Annotated in this window: 21 protein-coding genes and 1 rRNA gene; 9 read left to right on the top strand and 13 right to left on the bottom strand. The window is 69.2% G+C overall.

Features of this window, described 5'->3' with window-relative positions; all coding sequences use genetic code 11:
- Positions 1-104: ribosomal RNA gene (locus tag FK267_RS12640) — 16S ribosomal RNA — on the bottom strand; the annotation flags it as partial.
- 658 nt (positions 105-762) lie between these two features.
- Between FK267_RS12640 and FK267_RS12635 the strand changes: the two genes are divergently transcribed.
- Positions 763-1,320 (top strand): DoxX family protein, encoded by a 558-nt coding sequence (locus FK267_RS12635; protein ID WP_075415520.1) that lies wholly within the window; start codon positions 763-765, stop codon positions 1,318-1,320.
- Between the two features lie 120 nt (positions 1,321-1,440).
- On the opposite strand, the gene FK267_RS12630 is transcribed toward FK267_RS12635, so the two are convergent.
- From FK267_RS12630 to gatC, 4 genes are all read right to left on the bottom strand, one after another.
- A complete protein-coding gene (locus FK267_RS12630) occupies positions 1,441-2,829 on the bottom strand; it encodes an NAD(P)-dependent malic enzyme (RefSeq protein WP_141407409.1) in 1,389 nt (462 codons plus the stop codon).
- 326 nt (positions 2,830-3,155) lie between these two features.
- Entirely contained in the window at positions 3,156-4,652 is a 1,497-nt protein-coding gene (gene gatB / locus FK267_RS12625; RefSeq protein ID WP_141407408.1) for an Asp-tRNA(Asn)/Glu-tRNA(Gln) amidotransferase subunit GatB, read from the bottom strand.
- Complete coding sequence (gene gatA, locus FK267_RS12620; RefSeq protein WP_141407407.1) at positions 4,649-6,190, bottom strand: Asp-tRNA(Asn)/Glu-tRNA(Gln) amidotransferase subunit GatA; 1,542 nt, start codon at positions 6,188-6,190, stop codon at positions 4,649-4,651. The genes gatB and gatA overlap by 4 nt, the downstream gene beginning before the upstream one ends.
- Positions 6,187-6,492 carry an Asp-tRNA(Asn)/Glu-tRNA(Gln) amidotransferase subunit GatC gene (gene gatC / locus FK267_RS12615; protein ID WP_003789737.1) on the bottom strand — a complete coding sequence of 102 codons (306 nt, stop codon included), beginning with the start codon at positions 6,490-6,492 and terminating at the stop codon, positions 6,187-6,189. The genes gatA and gatC overlap by 4 nt, the downstream gene beginning before the upstream one ends.
- Before the next feature lie 404 nt (positions 6,493-6,896).
- On the opposite strand from gatC, the gene FK267_RS12610 reads away from it, so the two are divergent.
- Positions 6,897-8,726, top strand: a complete 1,830-nt coding sequence (locus tag FK267_RS12610) for a L,D-transpeptidase (RefSeq protein ID WP_141407406.1) — start codon at positions 6,897-6,899, stop codon at positions 8,724-8,726.
- Positions 8,727-8,812: 86 nt separating this feature from the next.
- Here the strand turns inward: FK267_RS12610 and ligA are convergent, their stop codons facing one another.
- Positions 8,813-11,269 carry an NAD-dependent DNA ligase LigA gene (gene ligA / locus FK267_RS12605; RefSeq protein WP_141407405.1) on the bottom strand — a complete coding sequence of 819 codons (2,457 nt, stop codon included), beginning with the start codon at positions 11,267-11,269 and terminating at the stop codon, positions 8,813-8,815.
- A gap of 42 nt (positions 11,270-11,311) precedes the next feature.
- Here ligA and FK267_RS12600 point away from each other — a divergent pair, with 42 nt between their 5' ends.
- The gene (locus FK267_RS12600; protein ID WP_141407404.1) at positions 11,312-15,034 is read left to right on the top strand and encodes an FtsK/SpoIIIE domain-containing protein; all 3,723 of its coding nucleotides are present in this window, start codon (positions 11,312-11,314) and stop codon (positions 15,032-15,034) included.
- Positions 15,035-15,240: 206 nt separating this feature from the next.
- Entirely contained in the window at positions 15,241-15,489 is a 249-nt protein-coding gene (locus FK267_RS12595) for a WhiB family transcriptional regulator (protein WP_003779481.1), read from the top strand.
- Positions 15,490-15,587: 98 nt separating this feature from the next.
- Here FK267_RS12595 and FK267_RS12590 read toward each other — a convergent pair whose 3' ends face one another.
- Positions 15,588-17,063 (bottom strand): sensor histidine kinase, encoded by a 1,476-nt coding sequence (locus FK267_RS12590; protein ID WP_070511887.1) that lies wholly within the window; start codon positions 17,061-17,063, stop codon positions 15,588-15,590.
- A 176-nt stretch (positions 17,064-17,239) separates the two neighbouring features.
- Between FK267_RS12590 and FK267_RS12585 the strand changes: the two genes are divergently transcribed.
- The 5 genes from FK267_RS12585 to FK267_RS12565 all read left to right on the top strand — a co-directional run bounded on the left by FK267_RS12585 (position 17,240) and on the right by FK267_RS12565 (position 20,589).
- Positions 17,240-17,734, top strand: coding sequence for a DUF2505 domain-containing protein (locus FK267_RS12585; RefSeq protein ID WP_141407403.1), 495 nt, complete (start codon positions 17,240-17,242; stop codon positions 17,732-17,734).
- Between the two features lie 164 nt (positions 17,735-17,898).
- The gene (locus FK267_RS12580; RefSeq protein WP_060956517.1) at positions 17,899-18,339 is read left to right on the top strand and encodes an OsmC family protein; all 441 of its coding nucleotides are present in this window, start codon (positions 17,899-17,901) and stop codon (positions 18,337-18,339) included.
- Positions 18,340-18,413: 74 nt separating this feature from the next.
- Positions 18,414-19,112 (top strand): hypothetical protein, encoded by a 699-nt coding sequence (locus tag FK267_RS12575; protein ID WP_009747504.1) that lies wholly within the window; start codon positions 18,414-18,416, stop codon positions 19,110-19,112.
- Positions 19,109-20,002 (top strand): thymidylate synthase, encoded by an 894-nt coding sequence (locus tag FK267_RS12570; protein WP_141407402.1) that lies wholly within the window; start codon positions 19,109-19,111, stop codon positions 20,000-20,002. Before FK267_RS12575 ends, FK267_RS12570 begins: the two co-directional genes overlap by 4 nt.
- Complete coding sequence (locus tag FK267_RS12565; RefSeq protein ID WP_141407401.1) at positions 19,999-20,589, top strand: dihydrofolate reductase; 591 nt, start codon at positions 19,999-20,001, stop codon at positions 20,587-20,589. The genes FK267_RS12570 and FK267_RS12565 overlap by 4 nt, the downstream gene beginning before the upstream one ends.
- 40 nt (positions 20,590-20,629) lie before the next feature.
- On the opposite strand, the gene FK267_RS12560 is transcribed toward FK267_RS12565, so the two are convergent.
- The 6 genes from FK267_RS12560 to FK267_RS12535 all read right to left on the bottom strand — a co-directional run bounded on the left by FK267_RS12560 (position 20,630) and on the right by FK267_RS12535 (position 25,210).
- The gene (locus tag FK267_RS12560; protein WP_141407400.1) at positions 20,630-21,037 is read right to left on the bottom strand and encodes a winged helix-turn-helix transcriptional regulator; all 408 of its coding nucleotides are present in this window, start codon (positions 21,035-21,037) and stop codon (positions 20,630-20,632) included.
- A 136-nt stretch (positions 21,038-21,173) separates the two neighbouring features.
- Positions 21,174-21,797 (bottom strand): NADPH-dependent F420 reductase, encoded by a 624-nt coding sequence (locus tag FK267_RS12555; RefSeq protein WP_141407399.1) that lies wholly within the window; start codon positions 21,795-21,797, stop codon positions 21,174-21,176.
- A gap of 158 nt (positions 21,798-21,955) precedes the next feature.
- A complete protein-coding gene (locus tag FK267_RS12550) occupies positions 21,956-22,966 on the bottom strand; it encodes an ABC transporter substrate-binding protein (protein ID WP_141407398.1) in 1,011 nt (336 codons plus the stop codon).
- On the bottom strand, positions 22,963-23,643 hold the full coding sequence (locus FK267_RS12545; RefSeq protein ID WP_141407397.1) for an ABC transporter permease: 681 nt from the start codon (positions 23,641-23,643) through the stop codon (positions 22,963-22,965). The genes FK267_RS12550 and FK267_RS12545 overlap by 4 nt, the downstream gene beginning before the upstream one ends.
- Positions 23,640-24,344 carry an ABC transporter permease gene (locus FK267_RS12540; RefSeq protein WP_141407396.1) on the bottom strand — a complete coding sequence of 235 codons (705 nt, stop codon included), beginning with the start codon at positions 24,342-24,344 and terminating at the stop codon, positions 23,640-23,642. The genes FK267_RS12545 and FK267_RS12540 overlap by 4 nt, the downstream gene beginning before the upstream one ends.
- Positions 24,341-25,210 carry an ABC transporter ATP-binding protein gene (locus FK267_RS12535; RefSeq protein WP_141407395.1) on the bottom strand — a complete coding sequence of 290 codons (870 nt, stop codon included), beginning with the start codon at positions 25,208-25,210 and terminating at the stop codon, positions 24,341-24,343. Before FK267_RS12535 ends, FK267_RS12540 begins: the two co-directional genes overlap by 4 nt.
- Positions 25,211-25,280 lie beyond the last annotated feature (70 nt).

Here is a 25,280-nt window from a genome sequence, read left to right as displayed (position 1 = left end):
CACTCATCCAGAACCAGCAAAAACCGGTCCCTTCACCGTTCGACTTGCATGTGTTAAGCACGCCGCCAGCGTTCGTCCTGAGCCAGGATCAAACTCTCCAAACAAAACCAACAAAACCAGGCCCCAACCAACCACAAACACAGTCAGCCAGAACCCACAGTCAGTACAACAGCCCAGAAAACCAGACCAGGCCCAACCCAACCCCCACAACAAAGAGAGCCAGGCAAACCAAAACAAAACAAAACCCCAAAAACCACACACAACCAAAATCATGCGCAGCCCCCAGGGCCATGGCATAAAAAACATGACACACTATCGAGTTCTCAAACAACACACCCAGCCGGAACTCAATCGAGCCTTTTGACTCAACTTCGCTCTGGCGAGCAACTCCGCTACTCTAGAACATTTGTCGGTTCGACGTCAACCTCAGAAGCATTGTTCCCGGTCACACCGATCGACGTTCTGTTGTAGTGAGCTCGCCACTGGAAGGTCTCAAGCAAGGCCCGAGCCGTCCGGCAGCGGGCTGTACTTTAGGCAGGTTCACCCCTCAGACGTCAAACCGATCGCCCATGATCCAGGACACATCGACTTTTCCTCGCCATTCCAACTGTTTCGATGAACGCATCGCCGCGTATCGATAACACCCCGTCGTTCGTCAGTATCCACCGAGCAGTCCGGTATGTCTACAATCGGTCAGTCAGTTTACTGTTCAACTACTGGTGTCCGGCATCGGACCCCAGCGATCATCAAGGAGCACCTCCCGTGCCTGCTTCCACTCGTGGCGCCAAGCGCCCTCGTTCCGGATCCGACATCGTGACCAGCTCGTCGGCTCGCATCGCGCTGGCCGTCCTACGGATCGTCGTCGGCTTCATCTTCCTGTGGACCTTCCTGGACAAGACGTTCGGCCTTGGATTCTCCACCCCTCGTCAGATGGCCTGGATCAACGGAGGTCAGCCCGCCCAGGGCTTCATCAAGGGCGTGGCGGTTCACAGCCCCTTCGGGAGTGCCTTCGAGCTGCTGGCCAACCCGGTCGGCGACTGGCTGTTCATGGCCGGGATGCTCGGGGTGGGCGTCGCCCTGACTCTCGGCATCGGGCTCAAGGTGAGCGCCTTCGCGGCCTCAGCACTCATGGTTCCGTTGTATCTGGCCCTGTGGCCCATCGGAACCGGAGGTACCGAGAACGCCGCGACCAACCCCCTGGTCGATCTCCACTGGGTTCTGACCCTGTCCGCCATCCTGTTCGCCCTAACTCGGGCCGGCGACACCCTGGGGCTGGGCACCTGGTGGTCTCGTCTGGTCGGGGACTCCTGGCTGCGCTGATGTCTCCGACGTCGTCGTGACCGACGAGCGAGCTCAGGCCAGGTCCTGAGTATCGCCAGGGGCGTGAGACACCCGAAGGTGTCTCACGCCCCTGGCCACGTCACCTGGAACCTAGGCTTCTCACTCCGTCTCGGCGAACTTGCGGACCGCCTTGGCCACGGCGTCGGCGACCCGGGTGTCGAAGGCGCCGGGGATGATGTACACCGGGCTGATCTCGTCGTCGGCGATCACCGAGGCGATACCGCTGGACGCGGCCCGCAGCAGCTCGGTGGAGATGTCGGTGATGCCTGTGTCCAGCAGGCCGCGGAAGAGCCCGGGGAAGGCCAGGACATTGTTGATCTGGTTGGGGAAGTCCGAGCGTCCGGTCGCCACCACGGCGGCGTAGTCGGCCGCACGGATCGGGTCGACCTCCGGGATCGGGTTGGCCATGGCGAAGACGATGGCGCCGTCGTTCATGACCTCCAGGTCCTCGGGCTCGAGCAGGTTGCCCGACGAGACGCCGATGAAGACGTCGGCCCCCTTGAGGCCCTCCTTGAGGGAACCGGTCACCTGACGCGGGTTGGTGTTCTCAGCCAGCCACTTGCGGTGCTCGTTCATCCCCTCGGTGTTAGCCGCCGACAGGGCCCCGGTGCGCCCGTAGCCAACGATGTCCGTGGCGCCGTGCGCCATGAGCAGCTTGGCAATGGCGCTGCCGGCCGCACCGACACCGGACAGGACGATGCGCACGTCCTCGATCTTCTTGCCCACGATCTTCAGAGCGTTGATGAGGGCCGCCAGGGTCACGATGGCGGTACCGTGCTGGTCGTCGTGGAAGACCGGGATGTCGAGCTCCTCGCGCAGACGGGCCTCGATGTCGAAGCACTTGGGGGCGGCGATGTCCTCCAGGTTGATGCCGCCGTAGGCCGGGGCGATGGCCTTGACGATGGAGATGATCTCCTCGGGGTCCTTCGTGTCCAGGGCCACCGGCCAGGCGTCCACGTTGCCGAACTGCTTGAACAGAACGGCCTTGCCCTCCATGACGGGCATGGCTGCGGACGGGCCGATGTCCCCCAGCCCCAAGACCGCGGTCCCGTCGGTGACGACGGCGACGGTGTTCTTCTTGATAGTGAGCATCCGGGCGCGCTCGGGGTGGTCGTAGATGGCCTTGCAGACGCGGGCCACTCCGGGGGTGTAGACACGGGCCAGGTCACGACGGTTGTGAATCGGGTACTTGCTAGCGATCTCGATCTTGCCTCCGACGTGAGTCAGGAAGGTCGAGTCGCCGACGTTGCGGACGATGACGCCGTCAATCTCCTCCAACTTGGCAACCAGCTCGTTGCGGTGCTTGGAGTCCCGGGTGTCCGCCGTGAGATTGACGGTGAGCTTGTCGCCGTCGGAATCGGCCACGTCGACGCCGGTGACGATGGCACCAGTCGCAGTGGCAGTGTCGACCAGGCGGGCCACCGCCTTCTGGGAGGCGGGCACCTCGAGGTACAGGGCGACGGTGTAGCTGGGACTGGGCTGAACCATGGGCACTCCTCGTGGGATGGGCGGGACTTGAGGTCAGTACTCCGAGCCTATCTCTCACCGACCGCCAGCCACTCGGATGACGGTCCTATTGTGACCGGATGCTGAAATTCCGGGCAGCTTTCGCAAGCAATTTCACCCTGCTCGCAAGCCCTCCATCACCGACGCGAGCCGCCGGTGATGCTGAGGGGAACCGCCGGCAACGGACAGTCCGACCCGTCACCACTGGCTGGATGCAGCGGCGACGGGCCGGAGTACTCCGAGCCGGCCTCGATGCAAGAGGGCAGCTGCGCGGAGGGAGGCTTCAGGAGACGAGTGGTGAGGCCCGCCTAGCCCTGCACGCGCTCCATGACGAGCTCGCGTACGCGCTTGGCGTCGGCCTGGCTGCGGGTCGCCTTCATGACGGCTCCGACGATGGCGCCGGCGGCCTGGACCTTGCCGCCGCGGATCTTGTCCGCCACGTCCGGGTTGGCGGCCAGGGCCTCGTCCACGGCGGCCAGCAGCGCGGAGTCGTCGGAGACGACCTCGAGCCCACGAGCAGCGGCCACAGCCTCAGGATCACCTTCGCCGGCCAGGACCCCTTCGAGAACCTGGCGGGCGAGCTTGTCGGTCAGGCGCCCGGAGTCCACCAGCCCTTGCAGCTCGGCGATCTGCTCGGGCGTGACGGCCATGTCCTCCAGGGCCGTCTCCTGCTCCTTGGCCCTGCGGGAGAGCTCACCCATCCACCACTTGCGGGCGGCCTGACCGGTGATCCCCGCTGCCGCGGTGGCCTCGATGAGCTCGAGCGCCCCGGCGTTGACGACATCGCGCATCTCGGTGTCGCTCAGGCCCCACTCGGCCTTGAGGCGACGACGCTTGGCCGCGGGCATCTCGGGCAGCCCCGCACGGATCTCCTCGACCCATTCACGGCTGGGCGCTACCGGAACCAGGTCCGGCTCGGGGAAGTAGCGATAGTCGTCGGCGTCGGACTTGACGCGACCGGCGCGGGTGGTGCCGTCGGCCTGACCGTGACGGGTCTCCTGAAGCACCTCTCCCCCGGCGGCCAGGATGGCGGCCTGACGCTGGATCTCGTAGCGGACGACCTGCTCGATCCCACGGAAGGTGTTGACGTTCTTGGTCTCGGTGCGGGTGCCCAGCGGCGCGTCGGGCGACTCGCGCAGGGAGACGTTGACGTCGGCGCGCACGTTGCCGCGCTCCATGCGCGCCTCGGAGACGCCCAGGGCCCGGAAGATATCGCGCAGGGTGCGCACGTAGGCGGCGGCGACCTGAGGCGCCCTGGCGCCGGTGCCCTCGATGGGGCGGGTGACGATCTCCACCAGCGGCACGCCGGCGCGGTTGTAGTCCACCAGGGAGTGGCTGGCGCCCTCAATACGGCCGTCGGCGCCCCCGATGTGGGTGTTCTTACCGGCGTCCTCCTCCATGTGGGCGCGCTCGATCGGAATGGTGAAGAAGGAGCCGTCCTCCATCTCGATCTCCAGGGCGCCGTCGTAGGCGATGGGCTCATCGGACTGGGAGGTCTGGAAGTCCTTGGCCAGGTCCGGATAGAAGTAGTTCTTCCGGGCGAAGCGGCAGGACTGCGCGATCTCACAGCCCAGGGCCAGGCCGATACGGATGGCGTACTCCACGCCACGGGCGTTGACCACCGGCAGCGCACCGGGAAGGCCCACCGACGTGGGGGTCACCATCGTGTTGGGCTGAGCGCCGAAGACGTTGGGGGCGGCGTCGAACATCTTGGTGGCGGTTCCCAGCTCGACGTGCACCTCAAGTCCCAGGACCGGGTCGTAGCGACGAACGGCCTCGTCGAAGTCCATCAGCGTGTCACTCATCGTGTCTCCTCCAGCTCGGGCGCACGCGACAGCAGCGGCGCCCCCCATGTCTCCTCCAGCGCGGCCTCCAGGACGGCACCCACGCGGTACAGGCGGTCATCGGCCCTCTGCGGCGCCAGGATCTGGAAGCCCACCGGAAGCCCGTCATCACTCAGCCCCGAGGGCAGGCTCATGCCGGGGACCCCCGCGAGGTTGGCCGGGATCGTGGTCACGTCCAGCTTGTACATCGCCAGCGGGTCGTCCTTCTCCCCGAAGCGGTAGGCCGTCACCGGGGCGGTGGGCGAGACGAGGATGTCCGCCTTGTCCCAGGCGGCGGCGAAGTCGCGCTGCACGAGAGTGCGCACCTTCTGGGCCGAGCCGTAGTAGGCGTCGTAGTAGCCGGCCGACAGCACGTGGGTGCCCAGGATGATGCGGCGCTTGACCTCGTCACCGAAGCCCGCCCCGCGGGTGGCCGCCATGACGGTCTCGGCGGTGACGGGTCCCGACGTCGGTTCGACCCGCAGGCCGTAACGCATCCCGTCGTAGCGGGCCAGGTTGGAGGAGGCCTCGGCGGGCATGATGAGGTAGTAGGCGTCCAGCGCGTACTCCAGGTGCGGCAGGGAGACGGTCTCCACCTGCGCGCCGGCCGCCTCAAGCAGCTCCAGGGCGGCGTGGAAGGAGGCCACGACTCCGTCGTGGTAGCCCTCTCCGCCGTCGAGCTCGGAGATGACGCCGACCCGCAGCCCGGTCAGGTCCCTCCCCTCCTGGGCGGCCCGGACCACGGCGGCCATGTCGCGCGGGGCGTCAGGCAGCGAGGTCGAGTCCAGCGGGTCGTGGGAGGCGATGACGTCGTGCAGCAGAGCGGTGTCCAGCACCGTGCGGGCCATGGGGCCCGGCGTGTCGAGGGAGGAGGCCATGGCGATGACGCCGAAGCGCGAGACAGTGCCGTAGGTCGGCTTGACGCCGACCGTGCCGGTGACGGCCGCGGGCTGGCGGATCGAGCCTCCGGTGTCGGTGCCCACGGCCACGGGGGCCTCGTAGGCGCCCACGGCCGCGGCCGAGCCACCCGAGGATCCTCCCGGGATGCGGCCCAGGTCCCAGGGGTTGGCGGTGCGGCCGAAGGCCGAGTGCTCGGTGGAGCCGCCCATGGCGAACTCGTCGAGATTGGTCTTGCCTAGGATCGGGGTGCGGGCGGCGCGCAGGTTGCGCACGAGGGTGGCGTCATAGGGCGGCACCCATCCCTCGAGGATCCGTGAGGCGGCGGTGGTGACCTGGCCTCGGGTGACGATGAGGTCCTTGACGGCCACCGGCACACCGGTCAGCTCGCTGGTCGCCCGGCTCTCCTTGCGGGCGGCGTCGGCGGCGTCGGCCTGGCTCAGGGCGCACTCGGCATCGACGTTGAGGAAGGCCCCGACGGCGCCGTCGACGGCGGCGATGCGGTCGAGGTGGGCCTGGGTGAGCTCGCGTGAGGAGACCTCCCCCGCCGCCAGGGCCGCGGCCTGCGCGGCGGCGCTGCTCCTGATGAGGTCGGCCAGGGCGTTGGTGCTGTGAGCGCTCATGAGGCGGAGTCCTCCCCCAGGATCTGCGGAACGAGGAACATGGAGTCCTCGCTGGCCGGCGCGCCGGCCAGGAGCTCGTCGACGTCGAGCGTGGGGGCCGGAACGTCCTCACGCAGCACGTTGGTCAGGGGCACGGGGTGGGAGGTCGCCGGCAGGTCGGGCGTGACCACGCTCGTGACCCGGGCGAAGGAGGAGGCGACCGCGTCCAGCTCTCCGGCCAGACGCGACACCTCCTCATCGCTCAGGGCGACCCGAGCCAGCGCCGCAACCCGTGCGACCTCATCAGTGGAAATAGCAGACATGGTGTGGAGTCTAGCCGGGTCGAGCCTGGCTGCGGCCCCACCGCGTCGACATCGCAGGCGCAACCGGCACGCCCGGCCCGAATCGGCGCCCCTCTCCCGCCGGCGGTGCATGGCGCCAGGCCTTGCGGGTTCCTAGGAAACTGAACCGACACCGAATTCGTGCGATCTCACAGAGCCTCATCCCCGAGGATGATTGACATCGTCTGGTTTCACAGATGTCATGGTAATCACCAGGGTGAGGACCGCCCCGCCGGCGACGGCGCTGCCGCGTTGACGCAGGTCGGACCAGGAACAGCCCTTGGGTCAGACCTCCATCCAGCACCTTGGACCACCGGAGGTCGGATGGACCACTGAATTCGGCCACCCCGCCCCACACGGGACCCGTGGCCGAGGGACGAGGATGCATGAGCAGCAACACTTCCCCCGCTGGCACGCAGCACCAGGGAGAAGCCTCACAGAGCGAGACCACTGTGCTCAGCACGCCCTACGGGCAGCCCGAAGGCGTGCGTCGTCAGTCCGTCTTCCAGGCGGCTGCGAAGGCCACGGCACCGCAGGCCCATTCCGCCAATACCGCCTCAAGCGGTACGAGCGCCGAGCAGAGCAGTACTGAGGAGATCGAGGCCATCGCCCCGGCAGCGACCTCAGAACCGAGCTCCGGCAGCGAGCCCGACGATCAGTCGACGCTCGAGGGCGCTTCAGGAACCGAGAGCACTGACGGTGCCGGTTATTCCGCTGCGGCCGTCCCGGGGACGACCGCCTTCCCGGCGCTGACCTCCACCGCTGCGGAGCCGTCCCCGAACGAGCCGCGGCGTCGTCGCCGTTGGCGCCTGGGGGTCGCGGCCGCAGCACTCCTCCTGCTGGGTGTCGCCGGTGCCGGAGGCTACGCCTACGCCGCGCACTACGACGGCCGAGCCGTCCCGGGAACCACTGTGGCCGGCACCGACGTCTCCGGCAAGAGCCGGCAGGAGGTGGTGGCCGCCATTGAGGAGCGCGCCAAGAGCACCAAGGTCGACATCTCCGGAGACGTCACCGCCAGCGCCTCCCTGACGGACCTGGGAACCACCGTGGACGCCCAAGCGACCGCCGACGCCGTCATGGCCCGGGGCGACACGCTCGGTGAGAAGTTCCGCGCCCTGGTCTCCCAGGGCAAGGGCGAGGTCCCGGTGGTCTCCACCACCGACAAGACCAAGGTGAGCAGCTACGCCACCTCCCTGATCCCCGAGGACCGCGCCAAGGCGCGCAACGCCACCGTGGTCCTGGGCGAGGATGGCACCACCTTCACCACCACGAGCTCGGCCACGGGCTCCTCCCTGGACGCCGAAGTCCTGGCCCAGGCCGCGCAGAAGGCCGCCACGTCCCTGGACTCCTCGTCGATCTCCCTGACGATCACGAATGCCGACCCGAAGGTCTCCGACTCCGATGCCCAGAAGGTTGCCGACAAGGCCAACGGCTGGGTCTCCCAGGACGTCACCATCACCATGGGCGAGGACTCCTACACGGCGGAGAACACGGACAAGGCCTCGTGGATCAAGGTCACCAACTCGGCCGAGTCCGCCCCGACCATCGCTGTGGACTCCTCCAAGGTCTCCCAGTGGGTCAAGACCAAGGCCGAGGAGGCCAGCTCCGAGCCCGTCACCGGCGAGCGCAACGTCAATGCCAGCGGCCAGGTGGTCTCCACCCCGACCGAGGCCAAGGACGGCAAGACCGTCAACAACGCCGATGCGGTGGCCACCTCGATCACGCAGTCCCTGGGCAGCAACAAGGCCTACTCCGGTTCCTTCGAGGCGACGACGGTCAAGGCGGAGTGGAAGGAGCGCACCATCGCCAATGGTGCGGAGAAGCTGCCCTACCAGGCCGCTCCGGGTGAGAAGTGGGTCGACCTCAACCTGTCGAACAAGACGGTGACCGCTTACGAGGGGGCGACCGTCGTGCACGGCCCGGTCTCCATCGTCGACGGCGCCGCCGAGACCCCCACGGTCACCGGCACCTACAAGGTCTACCTGCAGTACGAGTCCCAGACCATGCGCGGCGAGAACGCCGACGGCTCCCCCTATGTCGCCGAGGACGTCCCGTGGGTGAGCTACTTCTACAGCGGCTACGCCTTCCACGGCGCGGGCTGGCGCTCCAGCTTCGGGTACTCCGGCTCCCACGGCTGCGTCAACATGCCGGTCCCCGAGGCGCAGTGGATCTACAACTGGGTCGACACGAACACGGTGGTCCACAGCCACTACTGAGCCGGTATCAGCGCCAGCATCAGCCGAGTCGCGAACGGGGCGGGGCACCTCCTTGTCAGGAGGTGCCCCGCCCCGTTCGTGCGTCCTCAGGAGACCGCCTGGGGTCCGCCCTCCAGGAGCGCCACGAAGCCCTCCTCGTCAAGGATCGTCAGCCCCAGCTCGCGGGCCTTGGTCTCCTTGGAGCCCGCCTTGTCCCCCACGACGACGAAGCTCGTCTTCTTCGAGACGCTGCCCGAGGCCTTGCCGCCGCGGGAGACGATGGCCTCCTTGGCGCTGTCCCGGGTGAATCCCTCCAGGGAGCCGGTGACGACGACGGTCAGGCCCTCCAGGGTGCGCGCCGGCTCCTCCTGCTCCTCCGAGTCCTCCTCCCGGGTGCGGACCCCGGCGGCCTCCCAGCGGCTGAGGATCTCGCGATGCCAGTCGACCTCACGCCACCTGGCCCAGGAGTCGGCGATGGTGGGGCCGACGCCGTCGACCTCGGCCAGCTCGGCGACATCGGCCTGGCACAGGGCCTCCAGGGACCTGAAGCGCGCCGCCAGGGCCCGGGCGGCGGTCGGGCCGACGTGGCGCACGGACAGAGCCACCAGGATGCGCCACAGCGGGCGGCTGCGGGCCTGGCGGAGCTGGGAGAGCATCGCGGTGGCGTTCTTCCCCGGCGCTGTCGCCTTCTTGACCCGACCGTCGGCGTCGTAGGTCTGCTTGGTCCAGAAGAACCGGCTCAGGCGCCAGTCACCGGTGGGCACGCCTCGACGGGAGACGGGACGCCAGACGAAGACCTCGCGCAGATCGTCCTCGGTCAGGTCGAATAGGGTGGCCTCGCCGGTGAGCACCGGCGTCTGCTCGGTGATCCCCGCCTGCTTCAGGAGCTCCTCGACGGCCTCCACCCGCTGGGAGACGTGGAGGGAGTCGAGCTCTCCGGGCGGGAGGCTGAGCCGTCCGCCTTCGGTCTCCAGGCTCCGCCCCGCCGCGAGCGCCGTCAGGGCCTCGAGGCGTCCGGCGTCGGGGCGGGTCAGGGCGCCGGCGGCCTCGTCCCCCAGCCCTTCGACGTCCAGGGCGCCCCGGGAGCCGATGTGAGCGATCCTCTCGGTGAGCTGGGCGGGGCAGGACCGGGTGTTGGGGCAGCGCAGGTCGACGTCGCCGTCCTTGGCCGGCGCCAGCTCGGTGCCGCAGGAGGGGCAGTGCGTCGGCATGACGAAGTCCCGCTCGCTGCCGTCACGCAGGTCCGCGACCGGCCCCAGGATCTCAGGGATGACGTCGCCGGCCTTGCGCACGATGACCATGTCCCCGATGCGCACGCCCTTGCGGGCCACCTCGGTGGCGTTGTGGAGGGTGGCGCGGGCTACCGTCGAGCCGGCGACGAGGACCGGCTCCATCATGCCGAAGGGCGTGACGCGGCCGGTGCGTCCGACCTGGACGGCGATGTCCAGCAGGCGGGTACGGACCTCCTCGGGCGGGTACTTGTAGGCGGTGGCCCAGCGGGGCACTCGGGAGGTGTGGCCCAGGCGGCGCTGAAGGGAGTGGTCGTCGAGCTTGAAGACGATGCCGTCGATCTCGTGGATGAGGTCGTGGCGGTGGGCGGCGTAGCGCTCGATGTAGGCCTCACGCTCGGCGCGTCCCCTCACCACGGCGTTGTAGGGGGACACCGGCAGCCCCCAGCCGGCCAGCAGCTCGTACCACTCGTGCTGCCGGGTGGGGAGGCTCTCCCCCGGTGCGGGGGTGATCGCACCGACTCCGTGGGCGATCATCGCCAGGGGCCGGGAGGCGGTGACAGCGGGGTTCTTCTGGCGCAGCGAGCCGGCGGCCGCGTTGCGGGGGTTGGCGAAGACCTGCAGGAGGGGGGCTCCGTCGGCCTGCCGCTGCACGTTGCGGGTGCGGCGCTCCTCGTTGAAGGCCTCGAAGTCCTGGGTGGGGAAGTAGACCTCGCCGCGCACCTCGAGCAGGGAGGGGTGGGCGTCGCCGGCCAGGACGAGGGGGACCGAGGCGATGGTGCGCACGTTACCGGTGACGTCCTCACCGGTGGTGCCGTCGCCGCGGGTCGCGGCCCGGGTGAGGATGCCGTCCTCGTAGGTCAGGGCCACGGCCAGGCCGTCGATCTTGACCTCGGCTGTCATGGCGAGCTCGTCGTCGCCGACCCCGGTCTCGGCGACCATGCGCTCGGCCCACTCCTGGACCTCGTCGAGGGAGAAGACGTCCTGAAGGGAGTACATGCGCTCGTGGTGCGGGGCGGGGGCGAAGTCGGTGACGGCGCGCCCGCCCACGGAGCGGGTCGGTGACCCGGCTCGGGCCAGGAGGGGGTGGGCGGCCTCCAGTCCCTCCAGCTCCCGGTAGAGGGTGTCGTAGTCGGCGTCGGACAGCGGGCTCTCGGCATCGATCGCGTTGTAGTAGGCGTCGCGGGCGGCCTCGATGTCACGCACCAGCTCGCTCCAACGCTCCCGGGCGGCGGTGGGGATGGCGCTCAGATCCACGGGGCCACGCTGATCGGAGCGTGCCGAGGAGGGGGCCGGGGCGGGAGCGGATCCGCGGGGCGCGTCGGTGTCAGTCATGGGGCCATCTTCCCCCAACCGGGTTCACACCGGGATCCGCCCGTGTCCACAGTGACCATGAACATCCCCGAACGCCGAGGTTGTCCACACCCGGGGCTGACCGACAGCGACGCAACGGTCCCCAGCGGCGATTCTGGAGCAATGAGCACTCCCACCGCCGTCCCGAACCACCACTGGCTCCTGCCGGGAGAGGCCTCGGCCTCGTTGCGCCGGCGCTCGGCGGGTGAGGCAGCCGCGGAGGCGGCTCTGGCCGCCTTGGCCGGTCCGTGGCACCTCGCGGTCCTGGACGGTCCTGACCGTGGCCTGGTGATGGCCGTCAGGGATGGCGCTTTTCTGGGCCGGGGCGAGGTTCTCAGTGACCCCTTGGTCTCCCGCCATCATCTGCGCCTGCGCCTTCACGGCGGCCGAGTCCTGGCGCAGGACTGCGGATCGGCCAACGGCTCCTACCGCTACTGGCACCTGGGGCTGTGGCTGCGTGTGCGCCGGGAGACGAGGATGAAGGAGGGGACGCTCCTGCGGCTGGGAGACAGCGTGCTCGAGCTGCGCAGGCGCCCCTGCGACCTGGTAGTGGCGGCCCCTGCGACACAGGCCTCGTCAACGGCATGGTTGATGGTGGGCTCACTGGTCTGCGTCCTGGTCATGGGCGGCTCAGCAGTGATCGCGCTCAGGACGGGCAGCCGCGGCGCGATGGGCATGGTCATGGTGGCGCCGATGGTGACGATGACGATCATGCGTCTGGTGCCCTTCCTGCAACAACGGCGAGCCCAACGCGCCGGGCGCACCGGGCGTGCCGGTGGGGCCCGATGGCGGGCTCGCCGGCGCCACCGGGGACGCCGACCGGGTTGGAGGCGCAATGAGCCAGACCCTGCCACGATGCTGCTGGCCGTCGCGGCGCGCTCCAGCATGTCTCAGGCCGTCCGGGACTCCCCGTCCGAGGGCTCAACGCCCGCCTCCGCCGTTCAGGAGGTCCTGGCCGCGTGGAGTGCCGCTCGCCGACGACGCTGCGTCCTGACGCTCTGCGACGGCGAGAGCCTGGCCCTGGTGGGCAAGGGCGCCGGCAATGCGCTGCGATGGTGGTGTGCCCAGCTTCTGGCCCGCGACGAGGTCCGGGTGACCGTGTTGGATGCCCCGTCAGGAGTCCTGCAACATGAACGCGCGGGCCATCGGGACAGTGCGCAAAGTGAGGGATGGGAGATGGCGAGCGGCCGGCTGGGGCTACGCCTCGCCTGGGGCCCGCAGGCCCACCCTCGCAGCGCACAGATAGTGACCTGCTCCCATGATGAGGTCCCGCCCCAGGCGCTGAGCACACGGCCCGCTCCGGCCGGGGCGCCGTCGTGCTCACCGACCTGGTGGGAGGCGGTTCAGCACCTGAGCCGCTCCCGGATCACGGAACCGCCCCGGTCGTCGTCCCGGGTCGATGGCGTCCCCGACGTGGTCCCCCTCAAGACGGTCATGCACGACCTCGACGCCCACGAGCTGCGGGAGCACTGGCAGGAGCAGGCGCACTCGCCGACCCGGGGCGCCCCGGCGCTGTCAGCGGTGCTCGGTGTGGGAGCACGAGGGCCGGTGCGTGCCGACCTGGTGGCGGACGGCCCGCACGCCCTGCTGGCCGGGACAACGGGTTCGGGGAAGTCCGAGCTGCTCATCTCGTGGCTGGTGCAGCTGGCGCTGAGCCGAGCGCCGGACCGCCTCACCCTGGTCCTGGTCGACTACAAGGGCGGTGCCGCCTTCGGCCCCCTCGCCGGCCTGCCGCACACGGCCGGGGTCCTGACGGATCTGGATCCCGCCGGCACCCAGCGCGCCCTGTCCTCCTTGGAGGCCGAGGTGCGCCGCCGCGAGCGGATCCTGGCCGCCCACGGCGCCAAGGATCTCTCCTGCCTGCCACCGCAGGTCGTCGTCCCCGATCTGGTGGTGGCGGTGGACGAGTTCGCCACCTTGGCCGGCGAGCACGCCGAGGTCCTGGAGTCACTGGTGCGTATCGCCGCCCAGGGGCGCAGCCTGGGCATCCACCTCATTCTGGCCACACAGCGCCCTCAGGGGTCCGTGTCCCCGGCGATTCGGGCCAACACCTCCTTGCGAGTGTGCCTGCGGGTGCTCGACGCCGCTGACTCCAGGGACGTCCTGGGGCACGACGGGGCCGCCCGGATCGGTCATCATCCCGGGCGGGTCCTGGTCAGTGGCGCCGGCGGCGCTCAGGAGAGTGCCCCTGACCGGCAAGGTCTCTCCGACGGAGCCAGTGGTGCTCCCAGCCCTGGCAGTCAGGTGCTTCAGGCCCCCTGGTGCGGCTCGACACGTGAGGTCCAGAGGATCGTCGACCTCATCTCACTCGCAGCCCAGGGGCACGCCTCCCCGTGGCGCCCCTGGGCGCCGGCCCTGCCCGCCTCGATCAGCGCGGCCGAGGCGCTCGAGCTGGTTCGGCTCCGGGGCCCCCGGGCACCGGGTGATCGTGAGGAGCAGGGAGCCGACGGGGCACTCGCCCCCACGGAGCCTGCTGACCACGCAGGACTGTCCGGGTGCGAAGACGACCATCTTCTCCTGGCCGTGACCGACCTTCCTCGCCAGCAGAGCCTGGGGCTGTGGCACTGGCGGGTCACACGCCCGCTGCTGGTCCTCGGGGCCTCAAGGTCAGGGCGGTCCACAGTCATCGCCTCAGCCGCGACAGCGGCACTGGGCGCGGGCCGAGGGGTGCACCTGTGCGGTTTCGCTTCCCCGACCTTAGACGCCTCCGGCCAGGCCCCGGACGAGGCCTCACCCATGCGCGAGCTCCTCACCCACCCCGGGGTGGGCACGGTGGTCGGCACGGAGGACCCGCGACGCCTGGCCCGGCTGTGGGGACTCGCCGCCAGTGGGCACCTCGGCACGGACCTCCTGTGCCTTGATAACGTCGACGCGCTCGTCGTGACCATTGATGAGGTGCTGGGCCCCGGCCAGGGCAACGCCCTGCTGGAGGCCGTTATCCGCACCACGTCCGCAGCGGGCACTCCCCTGCTGCTGACCGCCCCTTTGGTCGCCTCCACCGCCCGGTGGGCCGGATCCATGGGCCTCAGGCTGGTTCTCGGTGCGGCCACCGGCACACAGGCCGCTCTCGCTGGTCTTCCACGCGGGGTGGTCACCGGCGGCGCCCCGGGGCGTGGTGTCATCCTGGACGGGGCGACGACGACCGCCTGCCAGATCCTGCTCCGTGAGAGCTGCCCGGGATCCGCCTGCGAGCGCAACGTCGGCCACGCGCTACGACTCGAGCCGCTGCCGACCCGGCTCACCTGGGAGGACGTCCCGGAGGGCACCTGGGCTGTGGGAGGAGACGCGGCGGCACCGGTCACGCTTCCGGCTCACACCAGCGTCCTGGTCGCCGGGCCTCCCGGCTCAGGACGCTCCACGGCACTGCGGGCTCTGGCCCAGGCGATGGCCTCCGACCCCCTCGTCGTTGACGACCTGGACCTGGCGGACATCGCCACCGCCACTCAGGTGGAGGCCGCGCTAGCGCGCTCCGAGGTGGTCCTGGCCTCCGCCTCGACGGAGAAGGTCGCCACGACCTTCCGCGGCGCGATCTCCACCATGCGTGAGCGTGAGGCACTCGTCGTGCTGTGGCCCGGTATGCGCCCTGCCGAGCAGGCCACCGGCATCTCCCTGCGGTCGGTCACCGACCCCAGAGCGATGACGCTGCCCGGTCGTGGGGCACTCGTCTATCGCGGAACGTGCCTGCCCATTCAGATCGTGCAACCCCGACCCGAAGACAATGATCGTCCTATTGAACACCCTGTTTAACAGGCATTCTCAATGAAGGAAAGTGGTGTTATCTCAACAGCTCAGCATCCTGTGAGGATCACGACAGGGTATCGGCACAGGTCTCATGATCGAGGTCTTGCCCACCGCCCCCCGTCGTGTGAAAGTTGTTCTCGGACGCGGCCGCCGTTCCCTGACAAGTTGGGTCGGCGCCAACCGCATGACCGATGACCTTGTAGGGGGCCCTTATGGACTGGCGCAGCCAAGCCGCATGTCTCACCGTTGACCCGGAGCTCTTCTTCCCCGTGGGGAACACCGGTCCCGCCATTGCCCAGATCGCCAAGGCAAAAGAGGTGTGCGGCCGCTGCGAGGTGGTGGACACCTGCCTGAAGTGGGCACTGGAGAACGGCCAGGACGCCGGCGTCTGGGGAGGCATGAGCGAGGACGAGCGCCGTTCTCTCAAGCGCCGGGCGGCCAGGGCCCGCCGGTCCTCCTGAAAACTGATCGAGTTCTTGACACTGCGGTGTTCGCACGGTTAATCGTGCGAACACCGTTTTGTTGATCCAGTGGTTCTCTACAGCGGGAAAAGGAAAGGTCAGGCTTCAGCCCTGGCAGCCCGCTGATGAAGGCGAGCATGAATGACGACGTCGGTGCCCCCTCCGCTCAGAGGCTCCCAATCAATGACCCCGCGCAGCTCTCCTCGCACGAGCGTGGTGACGATCCGTGTTCCCAGTCCGGTCATGAGGGTGTCCGGCGCCAGGCCCGCACCGTTGTCCATGACGTGGACCTCGAGCCGGTCCTCGTCACGGTGGGCCGTGACCGTCACGCGGCCGTCGCGGCCATCGAGGCCGTGCTCGACAGCGTTGGTCACGAGCTCGGCCAGCACCGTGGCCAGCGCCTGCGCCGTGTCAGCGTCGACCACCCCGAAGGAGCCCTCCAGCTTGGTGCTGACCTCGCCCGTGGGCGTGGCCACGACCGCGGCCATGCGCAGGATGGAGGAGAAGACCTCATCGAAGTCCACATGCTCATTGACGTTGTGGCTCAGGGCGTCGTGGACGGTGGCGATAGTGGTCACCCGGCGCTCGGCCTCGGACAGGGCCTGACGGGTCTCCTCGTTCGAGGCGCGGCGGGCCTGCATACGCAGCAGCGCCGAGACGGTCTGCAGGTTGTTCTTGACCCGGTGGTGGACCTCCCGGATGGTGGCGTCCTTATTGAGCAGAACCTGCTCACGCCGACGCACCTCGGTGACGTCACGTACCAGGAGCACCGCCCCGGAACGGCGCCCCTTGAGCGTCAGCGGGATGGAGCGCACAGACAGGAACACTCCCCCGACCTCGACCTCGGTGAGCCAGGCCTGCCTGCCCATGAGAACCACGGCCAGCGTCTCATCGACGGGGGTACGAGCAGGAATGATCGAGGTGACAGCCTCAGCCAGCAGGATCCCCTCCAGCTCGCCCTCAATCCCCAGGCGGTGGAAGCAGGAGCGCCCGTTGGGGCTGACGTAGACGATCCGCCCCTCCTCGTCCAGGCGCAGGACGCCGTCGGCCACGCGCGGCGTGCCGTGGCGGATCGTGGTGCCGGCCCCCTGGATGGGGAACTCGCCCGAGGCGGTCATCTGGCACAGGACCTCGGCGATCTCCTCCATCTCCCGCTCAACGATGCGCCCGCCCCGGATAACACCCACCGAGGTCTCCCGAGTCACGACGGCGATCGGCGTGCCGGCGTGAACAACCGGGATGTACTCCTCCTGGACCGCGGCGGTGCCGGTCCAGTAGGGCTCGGCGGCGTCCTGGATCTGGGCGGTGGACAGTGACTCCATGGCCATGGCCTCACGCGAGGCCGGCATGCGCCGCCCGACGACGTCCTCGAGGTGAACGGTGGTTCCCCCCGAGGGGCGGGTGTGGCCCGCGGCAATGAAGCGCCCCGCACGAGTACGCACCCACAGGACCAGGTCAGAGGTGGATAGGTCCGCAATCAACTGCCAGTCGGCCACCAGCTGGTGGATCCAGTCGAGGTCGGCCTCAGCGAGGTCGACTGCGTCTCTCAGGGCGCTAGGCAGAAGATTAGGCACCTCTCAAGGTTATCGGCAGTGAGCGGAACCGGCTCGTTGAGCCGGCTAATTGCCAAGCAGGACACATGTTCGGGATCTGAGCGATCCCGCATTCAACCGCACGAGCACGCCTTGGCTTCCGTCCCCGCGGAGGTCGGAACATGCCCCGGACCGGCGAAACATGACAGGATCGCACCATGAGGAAGACCATCACCATCACCTATCCCGCCACTCCGGCACGCACCGCGCAGATGCTCGCCGACCCCGCCTACCAGGAGGCACGGGTCTCGCGGGCCGGGCTCGACAACGCCTCGGTGGACGTCGCCCAGCGCGGCCAGGGCTTCGTGGCCACCATCGCCGGAAGCATCCAGCCCTCCCAGCTGCCCTCGGTCGCCTCGAGGTTCGTGCGCTCGGCGGTGTCCTTCTCCGTGGCCGAGTCCTGGGGCGAGCCGAAGGATGACGGCTCACGCTCCGGCGGCTACGACGTGACGATCAAGAACGCCCCGGTCAAGGTCAGCGCCACCTCCACCATGTCTCCCGCCGGTGAGGCCACCACCGTCACCGTCGACGTCGACCTCAAGGTCACCGTGCCGTTGGTCGGCAAGACCATCGAGGAGAAGGCGATGGGCATGGTGGGCCGAGTCGTGGCGGACGAGGAGCGCCGGGCCGCCGCCTGGTTGGCCGAGCACTGATTCGCGTTTCATCACGCCCCGATCACGCACGGATCACTAACTGTGCGCTGCGTCGCCCAGCGGCGTTATTCCCGTGCTGCGCCCTTGTCCGCCAGTGGCGCAGCACGGGGCTGTACGCCGATTCCACCGCCGAGTCTCGCCCGGTTTCATGGCACGATCAGGCCATGAGCACTTCCAACACAGCCGCCTCCGCCCCTAACGCCGTGTGGGCCGAGCGCGCGGGCACCCGCCAGTACATCGGTCGCAACTCCTCGGGCGCTGAGGTCCGCATCGGCATGGGCCCGGGCGAGTTCTCCCCCGGTGAGCTGATGAAGATCGCCCTGGCCACCTGCAACACCCTGTCCGCCGATCACCGTCTGGCCAAGGCCCTGGGCGAGGACTTCGAGGCCACCGTGGGCTGCTCGACCGTCAAGAACGACGCCGAGGAGCGCTACGAGTCTTTCCAGGTCGAGATCGTCACCGACCTGTCCTCGCTCGACGCCGAGCAGCGCGAGCTGCTCAGCCAGCGGGTGGCCGGCGCCGTCGACCGTCACTGCACCGTGGGCCACACCATCGAGCACGGCGCTTCCTACACCACGACGATCGTCGACCCCAACGAGGACTGAGCCCTCAAGCACTCCGGTCCTTGAACCGGCCGCGCTCCCCGAGGCCCCTGCGTCACTCAGGTAAGGAGACCACTGTGAACACCTCCCGCTCCGGGCGCTCCACAGCGCTGGAACGTGCCCTCGACAAGGCCATCGCCATCCCGGCCTCCCGCATCGAGGAGCGCGTCGCACGGATGCGCCGGGACCGCCCCGGGGCCGACGCCGCCGAACTCGTCGAGATGGCCGGCGCCCGCTTCCGGCGGGACGCAGGGTTGTCATCGGGGGCGGTCGGGGCCTCCGCGGCCATCCCGGCCATCAGTACGGGCGCGGCCGCTGCCCTGACGGTCGGCCAGAGCGCCGCATTCATCGCCTCGGCCGTCACCTACGTTCTGACTGTCGCGGAGATCCAGGGGGTCCACGTCGTCGACACCGAGCGCCGTCGGGCCCTGGTCCTCTCCGCCCTTCTGGGCAAGGAGGGATCCGAGGCGGTTCAGGGCCAGCTGGGTCTGTCCTCGATGTTCTGGGCGGCTCAGCTGCTCATGCAGATGCCCCTGCCGTCGGTGAAGTCGATCAACGCCCACCTCATCAAGCGGGTGGCCAAGCGCTCGGCCGCCAAGGGCGGAGCGCTGGCACTGGGGCGCCTCCTGCCCTTCGGGATCGGGGCCGCCATCGGCTGGAAGGGGGGCCGGGCACTGGCCAACCAGGTCATCGAGGGAGCGCAGGCGGCGCTGGGGCCCCAGCTCGCTCTGAGCGACTACGTCGACAGCTCCCACGTCGAGGTGATCGAAGCGTGAGCGGTATCGGCAGCGGCAGCGATCCCTCACCGTCAGCCGCTCAGTACCCGGCCCTGGCGCAGATGGGGCTCGTCCCCCCACCAGGTGTCGACGTCGCCTACGAGAACCTCCTGGCCGAGGTCCTGACCAACGGGACTGCGAAGTCCGACCGAACCGGCACCGGGACGCGTTCGCTCTTCGCCCGCCAGCTGCGCTACGACCTGTGCCGCGGCTTCCCGCGCATCACCACGAAGTTCGTGGCCATGAAGGCCGTCAAGGGTGAGCTGCTGTGGTTCTTGCGCGGGGAGACGAACGTGCGCTGGCTCCAGGAGCGGGGCATCACCATCTGGGACGAGTGGGCCGATGACTCCGGTGAGCTGGGACCGGTCTACGGCTCGCAGTGGCGCTCCTGGCCCACCCGGGACGGGGGCGCGATCGACCAGATCACCGGACTCATCGACACGCTGCGCACCGACCCGGACTCGCGGCGCATGCTGGTGTCGGCCTGGAACGTCTCCGAGCTGGGATCCATGGCGCTGGCCCCCTGCCACGCCTTCTTCCAGTGCTACGTGGCCGACGGCCGCCTGAGCCTGCAGATCTACCAGCGCAGCGCCGACCTGTTCCTGGGGGTGCCCTTCAACATCGCCTCTTACGCGCTGCTGGCCCACATGCTCGCCCAGCAGGCGGATCTGGAGCCCGGTGAGCTCATCTGGACCGGCGGGGACTGCCACATCTACGACAACCACGTCGAGCAGGTCCGCACCCAGCTCTCCCGGGTACCCAGCGCCCACCTCTTCCCCACGCTGCGCCTGGAGCGGGCCGAGTCCATCGACGCCTACGACATGGACGACATCGACGCCTCCCAGGGTTACGAGCACCACCCCACGATCAAGGCCCCGGTCGCGGTATGAGTGGCCTGGGGATGATCTGGGCTCAGGACGTCACCGGTGTCCTGGGGGCCGACGGCGGCATGCTGTGGCGCGTGCCGGCGGATTTCGCCCACTTCAAGGCCACGACCATGGGCTGCGGGCTGGTCATGGGGCGCACCACCTGGGACTCACTGGGAGGCCCCCTGCCCGGGCGGCGCAATGTGGTTCTCACCCGTGACCGCTCCTGGCGGGCCGAGGGGGCGGTCCGCGCCGGCTCGCTGCGCGAGGGGCTCTCGCTGGCGGCACGGGGCCTGGCCGCTGAGCTGGGGCACGATCCCCGTGAGGGGGATGCTGCGGGGCTGCCCCGCCTGTGGGTCATCGGTGGCGGGAGCGTCTACGAGCAGGCGCTGGCTGATGGCCTGCCTGATGTGCTCGTCGTCAGCGTCCTGGACCTGGATGCCACGCAGCGGGCCCGCGAGCGCGGCCTGCCCGACTCGGCGCTCGTGCGCGCGCCGGGGATCAGCACTCAGGAGTGGGCTATCGATCCGGCCCTCTCCGACCCGCGGGGGCAGTGGCGCCCCGCATCCGGGGACGCGCGCTGGCGCGTGGAGACCTGGCGGCACCTGTAGACGCGCTTGAAACGCCCTTGGTGAGCGTTTCAGCGGATGCTCAGTGCTCGGCGTCGTAGCGCGCCCGGGCCTGGCTGACAGCGCCGAGGTGCTCAGTGGCCCAGGCCTCGACGTGAGCCAGCGCCTCCGCCAGCCCCTTGCCTGAGTCGGTGAGCTCGTAGGTCACTCGCGGTGGGATCTCAGGGTATTGATGGCGCTCGATGAGTCCATCGCGCTCAAGGCCCCTGAGGGTCTGGGTGAGCATCTTGGTGGAGATACCGTCGACGCGGGTCGCTATCTCCTTGAAGCGTTGCGGCTGGTCCGCTTCGTGGAGCGCCCCGACGACGAGCACGGTCCACAGGTCGCCGAGCGACTTGAGCAGGCCGCGTGAGGGGCAGCTGCGGCTATAGGGGTTGGGAGCCATCTCCCCCGCCTGCTGCGTGCCGGTCGGCTGCTCAGTGTCGGCCACGTCGTCTCCTCGTGTGCTTGGTCGCTGATCCGTCGTCGGCCTCCCACGCGTGTGTGCGGCCGACGACGGGCGTAGGCGACAGGTTACCTGCGAACCGGGAGCCTTACTCGAGGCTCACTCGGGGCTCACTCGGGGCTCACTCTGACACGACGGCGAGGCCGCCGGTCCAACCGACCTGCTCCGTGACACCCAGGGCGATGTTCAGTGCCCCGAGTGCCTCCAGACGCTCTGCCCGCTTGAGCTCGCCGGCGTCGGCCCACGTCAGTCCGGCGGCCTCGACGAACGAGCGCAGGCTCGCCTTGGCCTCTGCGGAGTCGGAGGCGGCCAGGACAGTGGCCGGGCGGGCGCCGATGGTGCCGCTTGCCAGGACGGCGGCGAAGACGGTGTTGAAGGCCTTGACCACCTGGGCGTCCGGGAGCTTCGCTGCGAGCTCGGCGCTCGCGGAGCTGCCGGCCGGGACGAGAGAGTCGAGGGTGGTGAAGTCCAGGGGGTTGGTCGGGTCGACGACGACCTTGCCGGCGAATGCCTGTGCGCCGTAGGTGGCGATGACCTCGTCGATGGCGGCGTAGGGCAGGGCGAGGACGACGATGTCACCGGTCAGGGGTGAACCGATCTCGGCGACGTCGACGCCCGACAGGTCGGTGGCCTTGGAGGCGTCGCGCACCAGGACCTGAGTACTGGCACCGGCCTTGACCGCCAGACCCGCGACCGCCGATCCGATGTTGCCGGCGCCGATGATGGAGATGGAGGGGACAGACATGAGAGCTCCTTGAGCGTCAGTTGTTGAACGAACAACCAAACTCTCTCACGCGCACCCACTTTCCGAAAGAGAGTGACTGTATGCAAGAGATCAATAACTGTCGTCGCGCACCCTCCCCGCCATCACTGACAGGCCGGACACCTCGGTCCTTTCGCGGCTCAGAACAGCTTCTTGGAGGTGAGCCAGTCGGTGGCGATGGTCTTGGAGCTGAGCTTCTCGCCGGTGGAGCGCTGATTGAGGGAGCGCAGCTCGTCGGGGGTCAGCAGGGCCGAGACCCGGTTGATGGCGGTGGCCGCGATGGCCGGCAGTGAGGCGGAGACCAGCGGGGTGACGTTCTGCGGGAGGATGAGCATCTGGGGGTCGGACAGGATGACGAGGTTCTTGGCCCCGATGGCGGGATCGGAGGAGTAGATGTCGGCAACATCGACGGTGCCATCGGTGAGGGCCTTGACGGTCAGAGGCCCGCCGGAGTCCTCCACCGGCGTGACGGAGACGTCGACGCCGTAGACGGCCTTGAGGCCCTTGGGGCCGTAGGGGCGGGTGGTGAACTCCGAGTTCGCGGCGATCGTGACGGACCGCCCCAGCGAGGCCAGGTCGCCGATGGAGGTCAGGGAGTGGGCCTGGGCGGTGGCCTTGGTGACGGTCAGGGAGTCCTGGTCCGTCGCCTCGGCCGGGTTCAGGACGGTCAGCGAGTGCGGCAGAGTCCTCAGCAGGGTGTCCTGGATGGAGGCGGTATCGCCGGCGGCGCGGGAGGGGGCCGCGGTGGCAGTCGCGGTGGCGGTCGTGGCAGTCGGGCCGCCTGAGGCGGAGGTCTTGCTGTAGTACTCCAGCAGGTTGCCACCGTACTCGGGGATGACGTGGATCTTGCCGGCCTCGAGCTCGGGCAGGTAGACCTCCCGCTGGCCGATCTGGTACTGGCGGGTGACGCTCAGGCCCGTCTTCTCCATCATCTGGGCGTAGAGCTCGGCGATGATCTCGTTGGAGTAGTACTGCTGGCTGCCGATGATGATCGGGCCGCCGGAGTAGCCTCCTGAGGCTTGGTCGACGGCGAAGGGATCGGTGTCGGAGCAGGCGCTCAGGGCGAGCAGGCCTGTGGTCGCACCGACGCCGGCCAGCAGGCCGCGTCGCGTCAGCTGCTTGCCGGGGCGCGGGTGGGACGGTGCAGTCATGCTGATTCCTTCCGGTGCTGCCGGGCACCTGGGGGCGTGACCCCCCATTGGATGAGGGCAAAGATGGCCTCGGAGGCCAGGGCCAGGGAGATGACCAGGAGCGCCGAGGCCAGCATCATGACGTAGTCCTGGGTCTTGAGGCCCAGGAACATGAGTCGGCCGAGCCCACCGGCGCCGGTGTAGGCGGCCAGTGTGGCGGTGGAGATGACCTGGAGGCTGGCCGAGCGCAGCCCGCCGACGAGCAGCGGCGCCCCCAGGGGAATCTCGACCCGGCTCAGCACCTGCAGCTCACTCATGCCGCTGGCCCGGGCGCCGTCGACGGCCATGGCTGAGGCCGCCCGCACCCCGCTCATGGCTCCGGCCAGGACACTGGGCAGGGCCAGGATGACGAAGGCGATCATGGGGGCGCTCAGGCCGACCCCGAGAACGAGGCCGAACAGCGTGATGAGGCCGAGGGTGGGCAGGGAGCGGGCCGTACCGCTGAGCGGTTGCACCCAGGTGCGCCCGCGTCCGGTGTGCCCCACCCACCAGCCGGCGGGGACCCCGATGAGGGCGGCGATGAGGACACCGGCCAGGGAGTAGAGGACGTGCTGGACCAGCAGCGGGCCGATCCCCATGGCCCCGCTCCAGTGAGCGGGATCGGCGATGTAGGCCAGGGCGGCCAGAACGAACCTCACGCCTTGCCCTCCTGACTGTTCGCGGCGGCTGCGCAGGCTCCGGCAGGGACTGCCCCGGCGTCGCCGGCGCGCTTCCAGGTCCAGGGCAAGCACAGCCGCCCCAGCGCGAGGACGAGCCCGTCCAGGATGAGGGCCAGGGCCGCGGTGGCGACCAGCCCAGTGACGATCTCCGCGGTGATGCCGCGCTGGAAGCCATCGGTGAACAGCCAGCCGAGGCTGCGCACACCGAGGACCGCCCCGACAGTGGTCAGTGAGATCGTCGAGACCGTCACCACGCGCAGGCCGGTGAGGATGGCAGGGCCCGCCAGCGGCAGCTCGACGGTGAGGAAGCAGCGCAGGCGCCCCATGCCCATGGCGGTGGCGGCGTCCAGGACGCGGGCGTCAACAGCGTCGAGTGCGTCGGCGGTGGCCGGAACCAGGAGCGCCAGCCCGTAGAGGGTCAGGGCCACGATGACGTTGAGCGGGTCGCGGATGCCGGTGGCCAGGATGATGGGGAGGATGACGAACAGGGCCAGGGAGGGGACGGCGTAGAGCAGCGAGGAGCCGGTTACCAGCACGGCTCGCAACGGCCGGGCCACGCGGGCCAGCCGGGCGATGGGGATCGCCAGGACGAAGGAGGCGACGATCGCAGGAACCGCCTGGAGCAGGTGGGCCAGGAGGTGCCCGGCGATGGTGGGCAGGTTGGCCAGGACCCAACTCATGCCCGTTCCTCCGCCTCCGTGGAGGCATCGTCGGCCAGGCGCCCGACGGCGCGGCCGGCCCGGTCCAGGACGATCCGGGACTCGGCGACGTCCGTGAGCTGAAGCTGGCGGGCGGCGTCATCGAGGCCGAGGAAGCGGGCGACGAAGTCGTCGGCCGGGTCGGCCAGCAGCTGGGGACCGCTGCCACGCTGGGCGACCTGGGCGCCTTCACGCAGGAGGATGATCTCGTCACCCAGGGCCAGGGCCTCATCGACGTCGTGGGTGACGAAGATGATGGTCTTCCCCAGCTCGGCCTGGATGCGGACCATCTCGCGCTGAAGATCGCGGCGCACGAGCGGGTCGACGGCGCCGAAGGGCTCGTCCATGAGGAGCACCTCGGGATCGGCGGCCAGTGCCCGGGCCACACCGACCCGCTGGGCCTGGCCGCCGGAGAGCTGGTGGGGGTAGCGCCCGGCCAGGTCGCGGTCGAGGTCGAGCATGTCCATGAGCTCGAGGGCCCGGCACCGGGCGTCGTGGCGGTCGGCGCCTTGGAGGCGGGGTACGAGGGTGATGTTGTCGATGACGCGCCGGTGCGGCAGCAGCCCCGCGTTCTGCATGACGTAGCCGATGGAGCGACGCAGGGCCACGGCGTCACGGGTGGCGACGTCCTCGTCATCGATGAGGACCCGTCCGCTGGAGGGCTCCACCATGCGGTTGACCATGCGCAGCAGGGTCGTCTTGCCACAGCCGGACGATCCCAGCAGGACGGCGGTGGTGCCAGCCTCAATGCGGGCGGTGAAGGAGTCGACGGCGGGGGAACCTGATTCGGCGCCCCTCCCGGCCGGGTACGACTTGGTAACGGCATCGAAGGTAATGGTGCTGCTCATTGCGGGTGCCGGGTGTCCTCTCATGGCCTTAGGCGGCGCGGCCCGATGGCGTATTGCCACCGTACCAGCC

This window comes from Actinomyces oris (assembly GCF_006546825.1).
Taxonomy (GTDB): domain Bacteria; phylum Actinomycetota; class Actinomycetes; order Actinomycetales; family Actinomycetaceae; genus Actinomyces; species Actinomyces oris.
This window is presented reverse-complemented; position numbering and strand designations above follow the sequence as displayed.